Raw genomic sequence first — 15,384 nt, forward strand, 5'->3', positions numbered from 1 at the left:
CCGGTGGCACCGAGAAGGTCATCATCTTCGCAACCGTGTCACGCGAGATGTTGAACACCCGCGCCGCTTCCCGCTGGCTCATGCCTTCCGCGCAAGCCTGGCGAACTCTCAGATATAGGTCCACGCTGTAAATCCTCACGCCCTCCCTGCCGCCGCAGAAAGGGAATAGGTGGACGACTTTTACGCCGCCCGCAGCAGCACCAAGCCACCGCTACCGTGGACGAATTTCTCACCGCCGTTCTCAGCGCCGCGGTCGCGGCCGCAGGCCTCTCCGGCGCGATCTTTGCGAGATGGGGGGAGGTAGTTGCCGGCATCTTGAGCGCGTCGATAAAAAAGGGCCACGGATTCCTCCGTGACCCCTGGAAGCTGCTATGAATCTGCGATCAGCAGACCATGGAGCGATGGTGCTGAATGTGACGGACTGCTAGTTTGCGCGCCTTGCGGCCGGACGGCAGGAGGCGTGCGGGCGCAGGTACGAATTCCTCCTCCCGGAGTTCCGGGAAAAGGGAGAAGATCTCTTCGCGTGCGGCCGGGCCCACCGTTTTAAGCGCCTGGGCACCGGTGTAGAGAGACTCAGTGGCGGCCCCGTTGGAGTTCACTACTTCGTGCCGATCAAAGAGGAAGTGGAAATATTCCACGCTGTCGATATCCTTGGCGATATCCACACCTTCGATCTGGAGCAGCTGCTTGGCTGCGACCAGGACTTCCATGGCGCCGAACATCTTCTGCGCCACTTTCGACCGGACGAGAACCCGGTGCTGCGGCGACACGAGAAGATCGGTGGAAGGGGTTTTTCTGCCAAGAGCGCCGGCCTTGATGCGGATTGGCAGCAGCTTCGGCTTGGCTTTCAACACTGCGGCGGAGAGCTTTACGGAGCCAATCCAACGGATGGGCTGATAGCCATTGTCCCGCGTTGCAATCAGGTCGCCGACCTTGAGATCCTCGACCGCCACGAAACCCCTTTCGGTTTCAATAAGTGTTCCGGAAGCGAAGCAGATGACTTCGTCGTCGGTCAACTCCAGCGTGCCGTTGGGGTCATGCTCCATCGTTACGATGGCCGTGTTGGCGGTGGACTGGATCAGATCGGCGGATCCCCGGATGAGGCCGGCAGCCACCGGTCCGGCTATCGGGATACCCTCAACTGCCGCCGCCAGTTGTTCGGCAATGTCCGAAATGGGCCCCGTCACGGAAACGGTCTGACCGGCGACCGTGATCGAAGCTGTGACCGACAGATGGTCGTCGTCCAGCGGCTCGTCGCTCACGAAATAATAAGAGCCATCGGCTTCCATCAGGTGACCGCTGATCGGATTCACCTGCAACCCGATGGTTGACAAGCCCGGAATGCCGACAGACGCCGCGGCGTTCTGGACCGTGGTAGATCCAAGATAGGTGCCCGTACCGGTGAGAGGATTGCCTTCAGCATCCACCGGCGTGATGTTGTCGCCGTTGCTGAGCGTCGTGGCGCCGTTGGCGTCAACGTCATACTGCGCGAACTCCTGGGAGGATTCGAACGCGTTGAGCAGTGACGTGTCGGGAACGAAGGCAACGACGCCATCAAGGCCCACGGTGATGAGGTTTGAGGGGATCTCGGTAATATAAGGCATGAATGCCACCTTTTGTCAGACCGCCGCCAACCTGGCCGGTCGATAGGTTGAAAAGGAAACCGGGACACCGAGCAATTTACATTGCACGCTTGAAAAAGAAGCGCGGCACTCTATCTATGGACGATTCTTCGCTGGCGATCAAATAAAATCACAGTCGCGTGCGTATTTCTTGTGCAGCTGACTCTGAACTGAACGATGCAAGGACGCGCTCGGGCTCCGGAAGCCATCATCATCGTAGCCGCCCATTAGCTTGGTGCTGGCGGTGCAATTTTGTCGAGCCATTTCCAGCCTGCCCATTTGTCACCCGTCGCTCGCAGGTGGCTGTAGCGCTGCAAGCTGGGCCAGCTCCTGTGTCCCGACACACTGGCAGCTTGGGGGATGGTCTTGCCCATCTCGAAAAGCCGCGACACGCCTTCGTGGCGTAGATCGTGAAAATGCAGGTCCTTGATGCCAAGCAGCTTGCATGCCCTGGTGAACGCGGTACTCACCGCATCGGTTGTGTAGGGGAAGATGCGGCTGCTCTCGGCCGGCATGGTCTTGACGATACGCTCGGCCTCTGGCGGCAGGTCAACCCAGATGTCGTTGCCTTCCTTCTCGCCTGGGTGCTTCATGTCGCGCACCAGGACGCGGCCGGCTTCGAGATCCGCCCAGGTGATGCTCACGATTTCCTCCTGACGGCGGGTCGAGAAGATCGCGAAGGCGCAGACCTTGTGCATGGGAAGCGCGCGGCCTTTGCGCCAGCGGTCCTCGAAATGCGCCATCAGCTTGTTCATCTCCTCAAGGGTGGGGCGCCGGTCGCGCTTCTTGGATTTGCCTATCAGCCCAAGGTTCTTGCACACGGTCGTCGCGGCGCGCATCTCGGCCGGGTCCAGCGGAATCTTCCATGCCGGCTCTGCGATGGCGAAGATCGCCGATAGGTGGGACAGATAGTTGCCGATCGTCTGGGGTTGGCGCCCACCGTCGAAAAGCTCCTGCGCGAACTCGACGAGCTTTTGCGAAGTTACGGCGGCGCAGGGCAGGGAGGCTATTTCGAAGGACTTGATGGACTTCAGCACCTGCGCCTTGGTCTTGCCGATTTGCTTTGTCGACGTCCTGGCATATGTGTCGATCGCCTCGGCCAACGTGGCGCCGCCGGTGCGCTGGCGTTCCATCTTCTCGAACCCGCCTGGCTTCTTTAGCTCAGCTTCCTTACGGCGCAGCCATGCCTCGGCTGCCGACCTCCTCTCGAAGGTGGAGGACGCGGAGGCCTTCTTGCCATCTCGCATTATCCGGACCTGTGCGGTATAGACGATCGAGCCGTCTTTGAGGCGGCGCTCGGTGATCGTTCCCATGTGATTTGCTAAAGCCTCTGCGATTCTTGCTAAACGTAAGCAAAGCAAAAACGGGAACGGAATTAAACCAGCAAAAACAAGGCAGGATAAGAGGCCGCAACGGGTGCTAGAAATGGCCAGAACTGGCAATTTTATCAATAAAAACAATAGCGCAATGCTGTCCGTTGCCCCGATGATGGACTGGACGGACAGCCTGTGCCGCCGCATCCACCGGCTGCTGTCGCGCCGGGCGCTGCTTTACACCGAGATGGTCACCGCCCCGGCGCTGATCCACGGCGACCGCGCGAAACTGCTGGATTTCGACGCGGCCGAACATCCCGTGGCGCTGCAGCTGGGCGGCTCGGACCCCGCGCAGCTGGCCGAGGCGGCGCGGATCGGCGCGGAATGGGGCTATGACGAGATCAACCTGAACGTCGGCTGCCCCAGCGACCGGGTGCAATCGGGCTGTTTCGGCGCCGTGCTGATGACCCGGCCCGAACTGGTCGCCGAATGCGCTGCGGCGATGATCGCCGCCAGCCCGGTCGAGGTCACGGTGAAATGCCGCATCGGCGTGGACGAGCAGGATCCCGAGGCGGTGCTGCCCGATTTCATCGCCCGCATGCGCGAGGCGGGCGTCCGCCGCCTGACCATCCATGCCCGCAAGGCCTGGCTCCAGGGCCTCTCCCCGCGCGAGAATCGCGAGATCCCGCCGCTGGACTATCCGCTGGTGCATCGGATGAAACAGGCGTTTCCCGACCTGCACCTGTCGATCAACGGCGGCATCGCCTCGCTCGACGCCGCGCGCGATCATCTGGCGGCGATGGACGGGGTGATGATCGGACGGGCGGCCTATCACCAGCCTTGGGACATGCTGGGACAGGCGGACCGGCTTTGGGGCGACGAGCCGCGCTTCGCCGACCCGCTGGAGGCGGCGCGGGCGCTGCGCGAGCTGGTCGAGGCGCATCTGGCCCGGGGCGGGCGGCTGCATCAGGCGACGCGGCACATGCTGGGCCTGTTCCACGGCCGCCCCGGCGCGCGCGGCTGGCGGCGGCAATTGTCCGAGGGCGCGTCGCGCGCCCGCGACCGGGCCGAGGCGCTGGCGGTCTATGACGCCGCGCTGGCCGAGGTCATGGCGCCGGCGTGATCGCCCGATCCTGCCCGCCCCAGTCCCGCATCGCCCGGACCAGCGCCCGGCGGCGCGCGGGCTGGCGCGCGCTGTCGAGATAATAGGCCAGCATCAGCTCTCCGATCAGGAAGCGCAGGATCGGCGCCTGGTCCGGCGCCATCAGGCCCGGCACCCCGGTCAGCGCCAGCCAGTCGGGCAGGGCGATGCCGTCGCGGGTCCGGGCCGGGGGCGGCTCGCGCCGGCTTGCCAGCCAGACCAGCAGCCGCGCCATGTCGCGGGCCAGCGCCATCTCGGTCGCGCCCTCCATGTCGATGGCGGTCAGCCGCAGCAGGCCGGGACGGGGCGCATCCACGAACAGGTTGTCGGGGGTCAGGTCGCCGTGGCAGAGGCCGCGCTCGACCGCGGCGCTGCGCAGGCTTTCGGCCTCGGCCCGCATCCGCCGCATATGGCCGGCGACTAGATCGCGGTCGATCCAGTCGCCCGTGGCGGCGGCGATCCGCGCCTCGAGCCCGTTCAGCCAGAAGCGCGGGCCGAAGCGACCGCGGGCGCGCGTCGTGCCGGCCAGCCGGCGCAGCCAGAGCCCCATGCGCGCGATCAGCGCGGCGCGCTCTGCCTCGCCGGCGCCGGCCAGGGCCTGCGCCACCGGCCGGCCAGGCGCGGGCGCGGTGATCAGGATGCCCCGTTCGGGCAGGACCAGGAGCGGCGGGGCGACCGCGTCAAGCGCCTGTCCCAGCGCAAGCGCCGCGGCGCGCAGCCGCGACTCGGCCTGTGCGACCGCGGCCGCCGGATCGGGGCCGCGCCACAGCTTCAGCCAGGCCGGGCGCCCGTCCAGCCGGATCTGCAGCACCAGCCGGTCGGGCCGGTCGCGCAGCAGGCGCAGCGGCTCGATCCCCGGCAGCGCCGCGATGGCGGCCAGCGGGTCAGGCGCGCTCGGCAGCCTTGGCCTCGTTCCAAAGCGCGTCCATCTCGGCCAGGTCGCTGTCCTCGGGGCGGCGGCCCCGCGCGGCCAGCGCCGCTTCGATGGCGCGGAACCGGCGGGTGAACTTGGCATTGGCCAGCCGCAGCGCCTCCTCGGGGTCGATGTCCAGATGCCGGGCCAGATTCGCCATCACGAACATCAGATCGCCGAATTCCTCGGTCAAATGGGCGTGATCGGCGCCCGCCCGGGCCTCGACCAGTTCGCGGCTTTCCTCGACGATCTTGTCCAGCACCTCGGCGGGCCCTGGCCAGTCGAAGCCGACGCGGGCGGCGCGGTTCTGCAGCTTGACCGCGCGGGTCAGCGCCGGCAGGCCAAGCGCCACGCCGTCCAGCACGCCCCTTTCCGCCTTGGCGGCGCGTTCCCTGGCCTTGATCGCCTCCCAGTCCTTGATCTGCTGGGCGGCCGACTTGTCGCGGGATTCGTCGCCGAAGATATGCGGATGGCGGTCGATCATCTTGTCCGAGATTGTCGCCACCACGTCGGCGAAATCGAACATGCCCGCTTCTTCGGCCATTTGCGCGTGAAAGACCACCTGCAGCAGCAGGTCGCCCAGCTCGCCCGGCAGCTCGTCCCAGGCCTCGCGCGCGATGGCGTCGGCGACCTCATGCGCCTCCTCGATGGTATAGGGCGCGATCGAGGCGAAGTCCTGCTCGATGTCCCAGGGGCAGCCGCTTTGCGGATCGCGCAGCGCCGCCATGATCGCCAGCAGCCGGCGGATGCCGGTGCGGTCCGCCGCATCGCGGGCCAGCGCGGGATGGTCCGGCGCGGGATGGGGCGCCTTGTCCTCAGCCATGGTGATCCCCCTAGATAGGCTTGGCCCGCATTGACCTGCCACATGCGCGGCCCCATGTCCACGGCGCGGCGTCGCCGGCGCCCGGTCCGGGCTTTCTTGCCATCGGTCCGAGCCGCGGATAGGGTGCGCGCCAATTCCGCCGGGGGACCGCCCGGAGATCGACAGCACAGGGATAGACTTAATGCTCGTGACCCCCGCCTATGCCCAGGCCGCCGGAGGCGCTTCCGGCGCCGCAGGACTCGCCTCGTTCCTGCCGCTCATCCTGATCTTCGTCATCATGTATTTCCTGATGATCCGCCCGCAGCAGAAGCGCATGAAGGAACATCGCGCCATGGTCGAGGCGCTGAAGAAGGGCGACGAGGTCATCACCCAGGGCGGGCTGATCGGCAAGGTCACCTCGGTGCGCGAGAACGAGCTTGAGGTCGAGATCGCCCCCGGCGTCAAGGTCCGGGTGATCCGCTCGACCGTGACCGGGCTGGTGAACCGCACCCAGCCCGCCGCCGCCAACAGCTGAAGACCACATCCCGCCATGCTGGACATCCCTTTCTGGAAGCGTCTGCTGATCCTGGGGCTGGTCGCCCTGGGCCTGCTCTATGCGATGCCGAACCTGTTCTATACCAAGGTCGAGCAGCATAACGACGCCATCACCGCCGCCGAACGCAACGGGTTCGAAACCTCGGAGGAAGCCGCAGCCCGCGCCGGATGGCCGAACTGGCTGCCCTCGGGCCTGGTCAACCTGGGCCTCGACCTGCGCGGCGGCGCCCATCTGCTGGGCGAGGTGCATGTCCAGGATGTCTACAAGGCGCGGATGGATCTGCTCTGGCCGGAACTGCGCGACGCGCTGGTGGCGCAGCGCGAGGTGGTCGGCGCCGTCCGCCGCGTCCAGGCCCCCGCGGGCCAGCTGGCGGTCGAGATCGGCAATCCCGAGCAGATGGCCAGGGCGGTCGAGATCGCGCGCGGCCTCGCCACGCCCGTCACTTCGCTGACCGGGGCGGGGCAGAGCGATCTGGCGATCTCGGCCTCGGGCAACCGGCTCCACGTGCAGCTTTCGGACGCGGAAAAGGCCGCGACCGATGATCGCACCGTGCAGCAGTCGCTGGAAATCATCCGCCGCCGCATCGACGAGGTCGGCACGCGCGAGCCGACGATCATGCGCCAGGGCAAGGACCGCATCCTGATCCAGGTGCCCGGCATCGGCTCGGCCGAAGAGCTCAAGCAGCTCATCGGCACCACGGCGAAGCTGACCTTCAACCCGGTGGTGAACCGCACCACCGACGCCAATGCGCGCCCCGGCACCGGCAACGTGCTGCTGCCCTCGATGGACGAGCCCGGCGTCTATTACGTCATCGAGGAAAACCCGGTCGTGACCGGAGAGGAGCTGACCGACGCCCGGCCCAGCTTCGACCAGAACGGCCAGCCGGCGGTGGATTTCCGCTTCGGCCCCTCGGGCGCCAAGCGGTTCGGGGCCTATACTTCGGCCAATATCGGCCAGCCCTTCGCCATCGTGCTGGACAACCAGGTGATCTCGGCGCCGGTGATCCGGCAGGCGATCACCACCGGCTCGGGCCAGATCTCGGGCGCGATGAACGTGGACGAATCCACCCGGCTGGCCGTGCTGCTGCGCGCGGGCGCCCTGCCGGCGCAGATGACCTTCCTCGAGGAACGCACCATCGGCCCGGAACTGGGGCAGGATTCCATCGACGCCGGCCGGCTGTCCTCGGTCATCGCCACGGTCGCCGTGGTGGCCTATATGGTCGCCAGCTACGGGCTGTTCGGTATCTTCGCCTCGGTCGCGGTGATCGTCAACGTCATCCTGATCCTGGCGGTCATGTCGATGATGGGGGCGACGCTGACCCTGCCCGGCATCGCCGGCATCGTGCTGACCGTCGGCACCGCCGTGGACGCCAACGTCATCATCTACGAGCGCATCCGCGAGGAGTTGCGCGCCGGCAAGCGCATCGTCAAGGCCATCGACGACGGCTTCAACGAGGCGATGAGCGCGATCATCGACGCCAACGTCACCAGCTTCATCGCCGCCATGGTCATGTTCTTCCTGGGCTCCGGCCCGGTCAAGGGCTTCGCGGTGACGCTGACCATCGGCCTGGTCACCTCGGTCTTCACCGCGATCTACCTGACGCGGCTGCTGATCGTGTTCTGGCTGGAATGGCGCAAGCCCAAAGAACTGATCTTGTAAGGGAGCAGGACCATGGCATTTCGTCTGAAACTCGTTCCCGACAATACCAGCTTCAACTTCTTCCGCTGGCAATGGCTGACCTTCGGCATCTCGGCCGCGGCGATGGTCGCCTCGGTCCTGCTGCTGCTGGTCATGGGGCTGAACTTCGGCATCGACTTCAAGGGCGGCACTACCATCCGCACCGAAAGCCCGACGGCCTTCGAGGTCGGCGACTATCGGCAGGCGATGAATCAGCTGGATCTGGGCGACGTCTCGATCACCGAGGTCTTCGATCCCGCCTTCGGCACCACCAAGCATGTCGCCATGATCCGCATCGGCACCACGGACGAGACCGGCTCGGTCACGCCCGAGCAGCTGAACGAGATCGAGGCGGCGCTGAAGACCGTCGATCCGCAGGTGACCTTCGCCGCGGTGGAATCGGTGGGCCCCAAGGTCTCGGGCGAGCTGATCAAGACCGCGCTCTATGCCGTGGGCGCGGCGACCATCGGCATCATGTTCTACATCTGGCTGCGCTTCGAATGGCAGTTCGCGCTGGGGGCGGTGATCTCGCTGATCCACGACGTGCTGCTGACGGTCGGGCTGTTCTCGCTGTTCCAGCTGCGCTTCGACCTGACCACCATCGCGGCGCTGCTGACGACGCTGGGCTTTTCCTGCAACGATACGGTCGTGGTCTTCGACCGGCTGCGCGAGAACCTGATCAAATACAAGACGCGGCCGCTGCTCGACCTGATGAACCTGACCTGCAACGAGACGCTGTCGCGCACCATCATGACCGCCGTCACCACCGCCATCGCGCTGACCGCGATGCTGATCTTTGGCGGCGACGTGATCCGCGACTTCGTCATCGCCATGCTCTGGGGCGTGATCGTCGGCTGCTATTCGACGATCTATGTCGCCAAGAACATCGTGCTGTGGCTGGGCGTCAAGCGCGACTGGTCCAAGCCCGGCGCGGGTGAAAAGGCCCCGGGCGAGGATATCCCCGCCGCCTTCCGGGACGCCCCCTGATGCCCACGATGGTGCCGACGGAATTTTCCGGGGCCGTGCCGGTGGACGGCTACGGCCCCGGCTTTTTCCGAGTCGGCGGCGTGGTGCATCACGGCGCGGTGATCGTCACCGCCGAGGGCGTGCGGCCCTGGTCCGGGCTTGCGGATCGCGCGGCGCTGCTGGCGCTGGCCGGGCAGGTGGACGTGCTGTTCCTGGGCATGGGGGCCGAGATCGCCTTCCCGCCGCGCGACCTGGCCGCGGCGCTGGAGGAGGCGGGCGTCATGGCCGAGCCGATGAGCTCGCCCTCGGCGGCGCGCAGCTACAACGTCACGCTGTCCGAAGGCCGGCGCGTGGCCTGTGCGCTGATCCCGCTATGAGCCTGCTTGCGGTCCGCGACCTGGCCGTGGCGCGGGGCGGGCTGCGTGCCGTCGAGGGGGTTTCCTTCAGCCTCGATGCCGGCCGGGCGCTGGTGCTGCGCGGGCCGAACGGCATCGGCAAGACCACGCTTCTGCGCACGCTGGCCGGGCTGCAGCCGCTGGTCGCCGGCGTGATCGAGGCCGTGCCGGAGGTCGTCGCCTATGCCGGGCATTCCGACGGGCTGAAACCGGCGCTGACGGTGACCGAGAACCTGCGCTTCTGGGCCGAGATCTTCGGCGGCCGCGACATCGCCGCCGCGCTGGAGGCAATGAACCTGCGCGAGCTGGCGGCGCGGCCGGCCCACGCGCTTTCCGCCGGGCAGAAGCGGCGGCTGGGGCTGGCGCGGCTGATGGTGACGGGCCGGCCGGTCTGGCTGCTGGACGAGCCGACGGTATCGCTGGACCGCGATTCGGTGGCGCTGTTCGCCGCCATGCTGCGCGCCCATCTGGGCCGGGGCGGTGCGGCGGTGATCGCCACCCATATCGACCTGGGCATGCCCGAGGCCGAGATCCTCGACCTTGGCCCCTATCGCGCCACGCAGGCCCGCCGCGAATCGCGCCCGGCCGGATTCAACGAGGCATTCGGATGACGGGGACGGGCGGATGACGGGGACGGGCGGATGAAGGCGCTGTTGATCCGCGACCTGCGGCTGGCCACGCGGGCCGGCGGCGGCTTCGGGCTGGCGCTGGCCTTCTTCCTGATCGTCTGCACGCTGGTCCCCTTCGGCGTCGGCCCCGAGGGCGGCACCTTGTCGCGCATCGCCCCCGGCATTCTCTGGGTGGGGGCGCTGCTCTCCTGCCTTCTGTCGCTCGACCGCATCTTCGCACTGGATTTCGAGGACGGCAGCCTCGACCTGCTGGGCACGGCGCCGCTGCCGCTGGAGGGGGCGGTGGCGATCAAGGCGCTGGCGCATTGGCTGGTGACCGGGCTGCCGCTGGCGCTGTCGGCGCCGGTCTTCGGTCTGCTGCTGCACCTGCCGGGGCCGGCCTATCCCTGGCTGGTCGCCTCGCTGATCCTCGGCACCCCGGCGCTGTCGATGCTGGGCGCCTTCGGGGCCGCGGTGACGGTGGGGCTGCGGCGGGGCGGCCTGCTGCTGTCGCTTCTGGTGCTGCCGCTTTACGTGCCGACGCTGATCTTCGGGGCCGAGGCGGTGCGGCGGGGTGCCGCAGGCGCCGACCCGACGGTGCCGCTGGTCTTTCTTGCCGCGATCACGCTCGCCACCTGGGCGCTGGCGCCCTTTGCCGCCGCCGCGGCCCTGCGCGTCAATCTGCGGTGAATGCGACATCGAGCCACTTGAGCGGGCGGCGCGCCCGGTTTACGGAGCAATCATGTCGATCTGGGAATATGCCAACCCCGTCAAATTCATGCGCATCTCGGGCGCGATCCTGCCATGGGTGGTGGCGGGGGCGGCGATCTGCACCGTCGCGGGGCTGGTCTGGGGGTTCCTGACCCCCGAGGATTACAAGCAGGGCTCGACGGTCAAGATCATCTTCCTGCATGTGCCCGCGGCGCTGATGGCGATCAACATCTGGCTGATGATGCTGGTCACCTCGCTGATCTGGCTGATCCGGCGCCACCATGTCAGCGCGCTGGCCGCTAAGGCCGCCGCGCCGGTCGGTGCGGTGATGACGCTGATCGCGCTGATCACCGGGGCGATCTGGGGCCAGCCGATGTGGGGAACCTGGTGGGAATGGGATCCGCGCCTGACCTCGTTCCTGATCCTGTTCCTGTTCTATCTGGGCTATATGGCGCTGTGGGAGGCGGTCGAGAACCCCGACAGCGCCGCCGACCTGACCGGGGTGCTGTGCCTTGTCGGCTCGGTCTTCGCGCTCTTGTCGCGCTATGCGGTGAATTTCTGGAACCAGGGCCTGCACCAGGGCGCCTCGCTGTCGCTGGCGCCGGGCGAGCGGATGGCGGCGGTCTATCGCTATCCCTTGTATCTGACCATGGCGGGGTTCTTCCTGCTGTTCCTGGCGCTTCTGCTGATCCGCACCCGCACCGAGATCCGCCGCCGCCGCCTGGCCGCGCTGCTGGCAAGGGAGAACCGCGCATGACCGAGCTTGGCAAATACGCCACCACCGTCCTGGCCGCCTATGGCGCGAGCCTGGTGCTGCTGGTCGGCATCATCGTCCAGACCGTGCTGGCCAATGCCCGGGCCCGCCGCGAATTGCAGGAGCATGAGCGCCGTGGCTAGGGTCTCGCCGATGATGATGCTGCCGGTGGCGGTCTTCGCCGGCTTCGCCGGGCTGGCCGGCTGGGCGCTCTTGCGCGACGATCCCGACGCGCTGCCCTCGGCCATGGTCGGGCGCGAGGCCCCTTCGGTGGGCGAGACCACGCTGCCCGGCAAGGCGCAGCTGACCGACGAGATGCTGCGCCAGCCGGGGGTGAAGCTGGTGAATTTCTGGGCCAGCTGGTGCCCGCCCTGCCGCGCCGAGCATCCGACGCTGACCGAGCTTTCCGCCCGGCTGCCGGTCTATGGCGTCGACCTGAAGGATCCCGAGGGCGCGGCGCTGGGGTTCCTCTCCGAGCATGGCGACCCGTTCCATGCGCTGGCCACCGATCCGCGCGGCCGGGTGGCGATCGACTGGGGCGTGACGGCGCCGCCCGAGACCTTCATCATCGACGGTTCGGGCCGCATCCTCTATCGCCATGCCGGCCCGCTGGTGCGCGAGGATTACACGAACCGCTTCCTGCCCGAGCTGGAGAAGGCGCTGGCGGCCGAATGAGGGCCGCGCCGGCCTGGCTGCGGCCTTGCATGGGTATTTTCGGAACGAAGAAGCCTGGAGGAGACCGGGCGCCTTCGCAGCCTGCGCCGTCGCAGGAGTATTTGGGAAACGGTGAAGGCCGGGGCGGTCGCGCGGAGGCTTTCCAAGCCGGGCGGCGGGCGCTAAGACGGCCGGGCTTGCAAGAGGGCCGCCATGTCGCAGAACCAGACGACCATCGCTCCGCAACCCGGCATCATGGAGATCTCGCTTTACGAAGGCGGGGCCTCGAAGGTGGCGGGGGTCGAGAATGTCGTGAAGCTTTCCTCGAACGAGAACCCCTTCGGGCCGTCGGACAAGGCGCGCGAGGCGGTGATCCGCGCCGCCCACAGCCTGCATCGCTATCCCAATACCGACCATGCCGGGCTGCGCGGCGCCATCGGCGAGGTGCATGGCCTGGACCCGGACCGCATCATCTGCGGCGTGGGGTCGGACGAGATCATCCATTTCCTCTGCCAGGCCTATGCCGGGCCCGGGACCGAGGTGCTGTTCACCGAGCACGGCTTCCTGATGTATCGCATCTCGGCCCATGCCGCCGGGGCGACGCCGGTGCAGGTGGCCGAGCGCGACCGGGTGACCGATGTGGACGCGCTGATCGCCGGCGCGACCCCGCGCACGCGGCTGATCTTCGTCGCCAATCCGAACAATCCGACTGGCACCATGATCGGCCTGCCGGAACTGGAGCGGCTGGCCCGCGCCGTGCCGCAGGCGATCCTGGTGGTCGATGCCGCCTATGCCGAATATGTCGAGGACTATGACGGCGGCGCCGAGCTGGCGACGCGGCTGCCCAACGTGTTCATGACCCGGACATTTTCCAAGATCTACGGGCTGGGGGGCTTGCGCGTCGGCTGGGGCTACGGCCCGCGGCAGATCGTCGACGTGCTGAACCGCATCCGCGGCCCCTTCAACCTGTCCAATGTCGCGCTGGAAGGCGCCGAGGCCGCCATGCGCGACCGCGAGCACATCGCCCGCTGCCAGGCCGAGAATGCCCGGATGCGCGCCTGGCTGGCCGAGGCGCTGGCCGAGAAGGGCGTGCCTTCGGACACCTCCTGCGCGAATTTCATCCTGGCGCGCTTTGCCGACGTGGAAACCGCCGGGGCCTGCGACGAATATCTCAAGACCCAGGGGCTGATCGTGCGCCGCGTCGCCGGCTACGGCCTGCCGCAATGCCTGCGCATCACGGTGGGCGACGAGGCGTCCTGCCGGCGGGTCGCCCATGTCATCGGCCAATTCATGGCCGAGCGCGCGGGAAGCCGCTGATGGCCGCGATCTATGACCGGGTGGCGCTGATCGGGCTGGGGCTGATCGCCGGCTCGATGTCGCTGGCCATGCGCGAGGCCGGGCTGGCGGGCGAGGTGGTGGGCCATGCCCGCAGCCCCGAGACCCGCGCGGTCGCGGCCGAGATCGGCCTGGTCGACCGCGTGGCCGAGAGTGTCGCCGAGGCAGTCGAGGGCGCCGATCTGGTGGTTCTGGCGGTGCCGGTCGGCGCCATGGGGGCCGTCGCGGCCGAGATCGCGCCGCATCTGAAGCCGGGCGCGACCGTCACCGATGTCGGTTCGGTCAAGCAGGCGGTGATCGAGGCGGTGGCGCCGCATATCCCCGCGGGCGCGCATTTCATCCCCGGCCATCCGCTGGCCGGGACCGAGCATTCCGGGCCGCGCTCGGGCTTTGCCTCGTTGTTTCGCAACCGCTGGTGGCTGCTGACCCCGGTCGAGGGCAGCGATCCGGCGGCGGTCGCGCGGCTGTCGGCGCTGATCCGCGCCATGGGGGCCAATGTCGAGGAGATGGACGCCGCGCATCACGACCTGGTGCTGGCGGTGACCAGCCACACGCCGCACCTGATCGCCTATACGATGGTGGGGGTGGCCGATCACCTCAAGCGCGTCACCGAAAGCGAGGTCATCAAGTATTCCGCCGCGGGTTTTCGGGATTTCACCCGCATCGCCGCCTCGGACCCGACCATGTGGCGCGACGTGTTCCTGCAGAACAAGGAGGCGGTGCTGGACATCCTGGGCCGCTTCACCGAGGAGCTTTTCGTGCTGCAGCGGGCGATCCGCATGGGCGACGGGGCGCATCTGCACGATTACTTCACCCGCACCCGGGCGATCCGGCGCGGCATCATCGAGGCCGGGCAGGACATCGCTGCACCGGATTTCGGCCGCAGCCTGGCCGCGGGCGAGGCGCCCAAGCCCTAGCGGCGCGGAAGGATCGGCGCCGGGCCCAGCGTGAGCGGCCCGAGGCTCGTCTTGCCGTCGGCGAAGGTCAGCGGCAGGCGCAATTCACCCTCGGCCGGCGGCGGGAAGCGGAAGCCGGCATCCTCGGGCAGCGGAAGCTCCGAGATGTTCTTCAGCATGGTCCCGGCCAGCCTCACCACCTTCGGCGGGATCAGCCCGGCCGCGGCCGCGGCCTGCAAGAGCGGCTCGGCATCCCGGGTGTAGAGCGCAAGCCGGCCTTGGGCGCGGCCCTGCGCATCGGCCTGGACGCGGCCGAGGATGCGCGCCCGCAGCGTGCCCAGCCGCAGCTCGGCATCGTCCAGGCGCAGGCCCACCGGCAGCGGCGCCAGATCAGCGGACAGGGCCGAGGGGCGGGGCAGGGCGTCCAGCCAGACCCGGCCCGTCGCAGTCAGGCTCAGCCGGCCGGGCAGGGGCAGGGCCGCGAACAGGGCCGGGTCCAGATCGTCCACGGTCAGGTCCAGGTCATAGGCCGCGGCGGCCCCCGGCGGCGCATCCGCCTCCGGCGCAGCCAGTTCGGCATCGGCGCGCAGGGCCCGGGCCAGTTCGGCATCCTCGACCGTCAGCCGTCCGGCCGCGACCCCGGCCGAGGCCATGCCCAGGCCGTTCAGCGGTTGCAGCCGCAGCCGGGCCGAGGCGTCGGCAAGGCCCAGCTCCAGCGGGCCCGATCCGGGGTCCAGCGTGGCGCGGGGCGGCAGGTCCAGCCGCAGCTCGGTCGGGCGCAGTGGGTTCAGCCACAGCTCGGCCCGGGGCAGGGCGACCTTGCCGGCCTCCGTCTGCAATTCCAGCGCCGCCGCCTGCACCCCGATCCGTCGCGGGTCGCGCAATTCCCGCACCGCGCCGAGTTCCAGCATCGGCTGTCCGGCGGCGATCCGGCGCAGCTCCTGCGCCATCAGGCTTTCGCTGCCCAGCCAAAGCCCGCCCAGAATCAGGGCAAGCACGATCAGCAGGGCTGGCAGTCGGCGCATCCTATCCTCGCGTCTG

The 15,384-nt window shown here is 68.1% G+C and carries 18 protein-coding genes; 12 read left to right on the forward strand and 6 right to left on the reverse strand.

The genetic code is table 11. The features are described 5' to 3' along the window. From PARJ55_RS22420 to PARJ55_RS0117335, 3 genes are all read right to left on the reverse strand, one after another. Positions 1-124: helix-turn-helix domain-containing protein (locus PARJ55_RS22420; protein ID WP_036714424.1), on the reverse strand; the 124-nt coding region annotated here is incomplete at its 3' end. A gap of 259 nt (positions 125-383) precedes the next feature. Continuing rightward, positions 384-1,604, reverse strand: a complete 1,221-nt coding sequence (locus PARJ55_RS23050; protein ID WP_028716867.1) for a Hint domain-containing protein — start codon at positions 1,602-1,604, stop codon at positions 384-386. Positions 1,605-1,849: 245 nt separating this feature from the next. After that, positions 1,850-2,935 carry a site-specific integrase gene (locus tag PARJ55_RS0117335; RefSeq protein ID WP_028714169.1) on the reverse strand — a complete coding sequence of 362 codons (1,086 nt, stop codon included), beginning with the start codon at positions 2,933-2,935 and terminating at the stop codon, positions 1,850-1,852. A 112-nt stretch (positions 2,936-3,047) separates the two neighbouring features. Between PARJ55_RS0117335 and dusA the strand changes: the two genes are divergently transcribed. Next, entirely contained in the window at positions 3,048-4,058 is a 1,011-nt protein-coding gene (gene dusA, locus PARJ55_RS0117340; RefSeq protein WP_084637898.1) for a tRNA dihydrouridine(20/20a) synthase DusA, read from the forward strand. On the opposite strand, the gene PARJ55_RS0117345 is transcribed toward dusA, so the two are convergent. Further along, positions 4,042-4,887 carry a phosphotransferase gene (locus tag PARJ55_RS0117345; protein ID WP_232215735.1) on the reverse strand — a complete coding sequence of 282 codons (846 nt, stop codon included), beginning with the start codon at positions 4,885-4,887 and terminating at the stop codon, positions 4,042-4,044. The genes dusA and PARJ55_RS0117345 overlap by 17 nt on opposite strands. Before the next feature lie 73 nt (positions 4,888-4,960). After that, on the reverse strand, positions 4,961-5,812 hold the full coding sequence (gene mazG / locus PARJ55_RS0117350) for a nucleoside triphosphate pyrophosphohydrolase (protein ID WP_028714172.1): 852 nt from the start codon (positions 5,810-5,812) through the stop codon (positions 4,961-4,963). A 181-nt stretch (positions 5,813-5,993) separates the two neighbouring features. Here mazG and yajC point away from each other — a divergent pair, with 181 nt between their 5' ends. The 11 genes from yajC (at position 5,994) to PARJ55_RS0117405 (ending at position 14,364) form a co-directional block, all read left to right on the forward strand. Further along, the gene (gene yajC / locus PARJ55_RS0117355; protein WP_028714173.1) at positions 5,994-6,326 is read left to right on the forward strand and encodes a preprotein translocase subunit YajC; all 333 of its coding nucleotides are present in this window, start codon (positions 5,994-5,996) and stop codon (positions 6,324-6,326) included. Positions 6,327-6,341: 15 nt separating this feature from the next. After that, positions 6,342-8,006 carry a protein translocase subunit SecD gene (gene secD / locus PARJ55_RS0117360; RefSeq protein WP_028714174.1) on the forward strand — a complete coding sequence of 555 codons (1,665 nt, stop codon included), beginning with the start codon at positions 6,342-6,344 and terminating at the stop codon, positions 8,004-8,006. 12 nt (positions 8,007-8,018) lie between these two features. Then, positions 8,019-9,011, forward strand: coding sequence for a protein translocase subunit SecF (gene secF, locus PARJ55_RS0117365; protein ID WP_028714175.1), 993 nt, complete (start codon positions 8,019-8,021; stop codon positions 9,009-9,011). Then, positions 9,011-9,367, forward strand: a complete 357-nt coding sequence (locus PARJ55_RS0117370; RefSeq protein WP_028714176.1) for an Mth938-like domain-containing protein — start codon at positions 9,011-9,013, stop codon at positions 9,365-9,367. The genes secF and PARJ55_RS0117370 overlap by 1 nt, the downstream gene beginning before the upstream one ends. After that, on the forward strand, positions 9,364-9,996 hold the full coding sequence (ccmA, locus tag PARJ55_RS0117375; RefSeq protein ID WP_028714177.1) for a heme ABC exporter ATP-binding protein CcmA: 633 nt from the start codon (positions 9,364-9,366) through the stop codon (positions 9,994-9,996). Before PARJ55_RS0117370 ends, ccmA begins: the two co-directional genes overlap by 4 nt. 30 nt (positions 9,997-10,026) lie before the next feature. Further along, entirely contained in the window at positions 10,027-10,683 is a 657-nt protein-coding gene (ccmB, locus tag PARJ55_RS0117380; RefSeq protein ID WP_028714178.1) for a heme exporter protein CcmB, read from the forward strand. A 52-nt stretch (positions 10,684-10,735) separates the two neighbouring features. Continuing rightward, a complete protein-coding gene (locus PARJ55_RS0117385; RefSeq protein WP_028714179.1) occupies positions 10,736-11,461 on the forward strand; it encodes a heme ABC transporter permease in 726 nt (241 codons plus the stop codon). Further along, the gene (ccmD, locus tag PARJ55_RS0117390; RefSeq protein WP_028714180.1) at positions 11,458-11,601 is read left to right on the forward strand and encodes a heme exporter protein CcmD; all 144 of its coding nucleotides are present in this window, start codon (positions 11,458-11,460) and stop codon (positions 11,599-11,601) included. The genes PARJ55_RS0117385 and ccmD overlap by 4 nt, the downstream gene beginning before the upstream one ends. A 13-nt stretch (positions 11,602-11,614) precedes the next feature. Beyond that, positions 11,615-12,133, forward strand: a complete 519-nt coding sequence (locus tag PARJ55_RS0117395) for a DsbE family thiol:disulfide interchange protein (protein ID WP_036698161.1) — start codon at positions 11,615-11,617, stop codon at positions 12,131-12,133. A 192-nt stretch (positions 12,134-12,325) separates the two neighbouring features. Next, on the forward strand, positions 12,326-13,429 hold the full coding sequence (hisC, locus tag PARJ55_RS0117400) for a histidinol-phosphate transaminase (protein WP_028714182.1): 1,104 nt from the start codon (positions 12,326-12,328) through the stop codon (positions 13,427-13,429). Continuing rightward, positions 13,429-14,364, forward strand: coding sequence for a prephenate/arogenate dehydrogenase family protein (locus tag PARJ55_RS0117405; protein ID WP_028714183.1), 936 nt, complete (start codon positions 13,429-13,431; stop codon positions 14,362-14,364). Before hisC ends, PARJ55_RS0117405 begins: the two co-directional genes overlap by 1 nt. On the opposite strand, the gene PARJ55_RS0117410 is transcribed toward PARJ55_RS0117405, so the two are convergent. Beyond that, positions 14,361-15,368 carry a DUF2125 domain-containing protein gene (locus PARJ55_RS0117410; RefSeq protein WP_028714184.1) on the reverse strand — a complete coding sequence of 336 codons (1,008 nt, stop codon included), beginning with the start codon at positions 15,366-15,368 and terminating at the stop codon, positions 14,361-14,363. The genes PARJ55_RS0117405 and PARJ55_RS0117410 overlap by 4 nt on opposite strands. Positions 15,369-15,384: the final 16 nt, after the last annotated feature.

It is taken from the genome of Paracoccus sp. J55 (assembly GCF_000513975.1).
Lineage (GTDB): Bacteria > Pseudomonadota > Alphaproteobacteria > Rhodobacterales > Rhodobacteraceae > Paracoccus.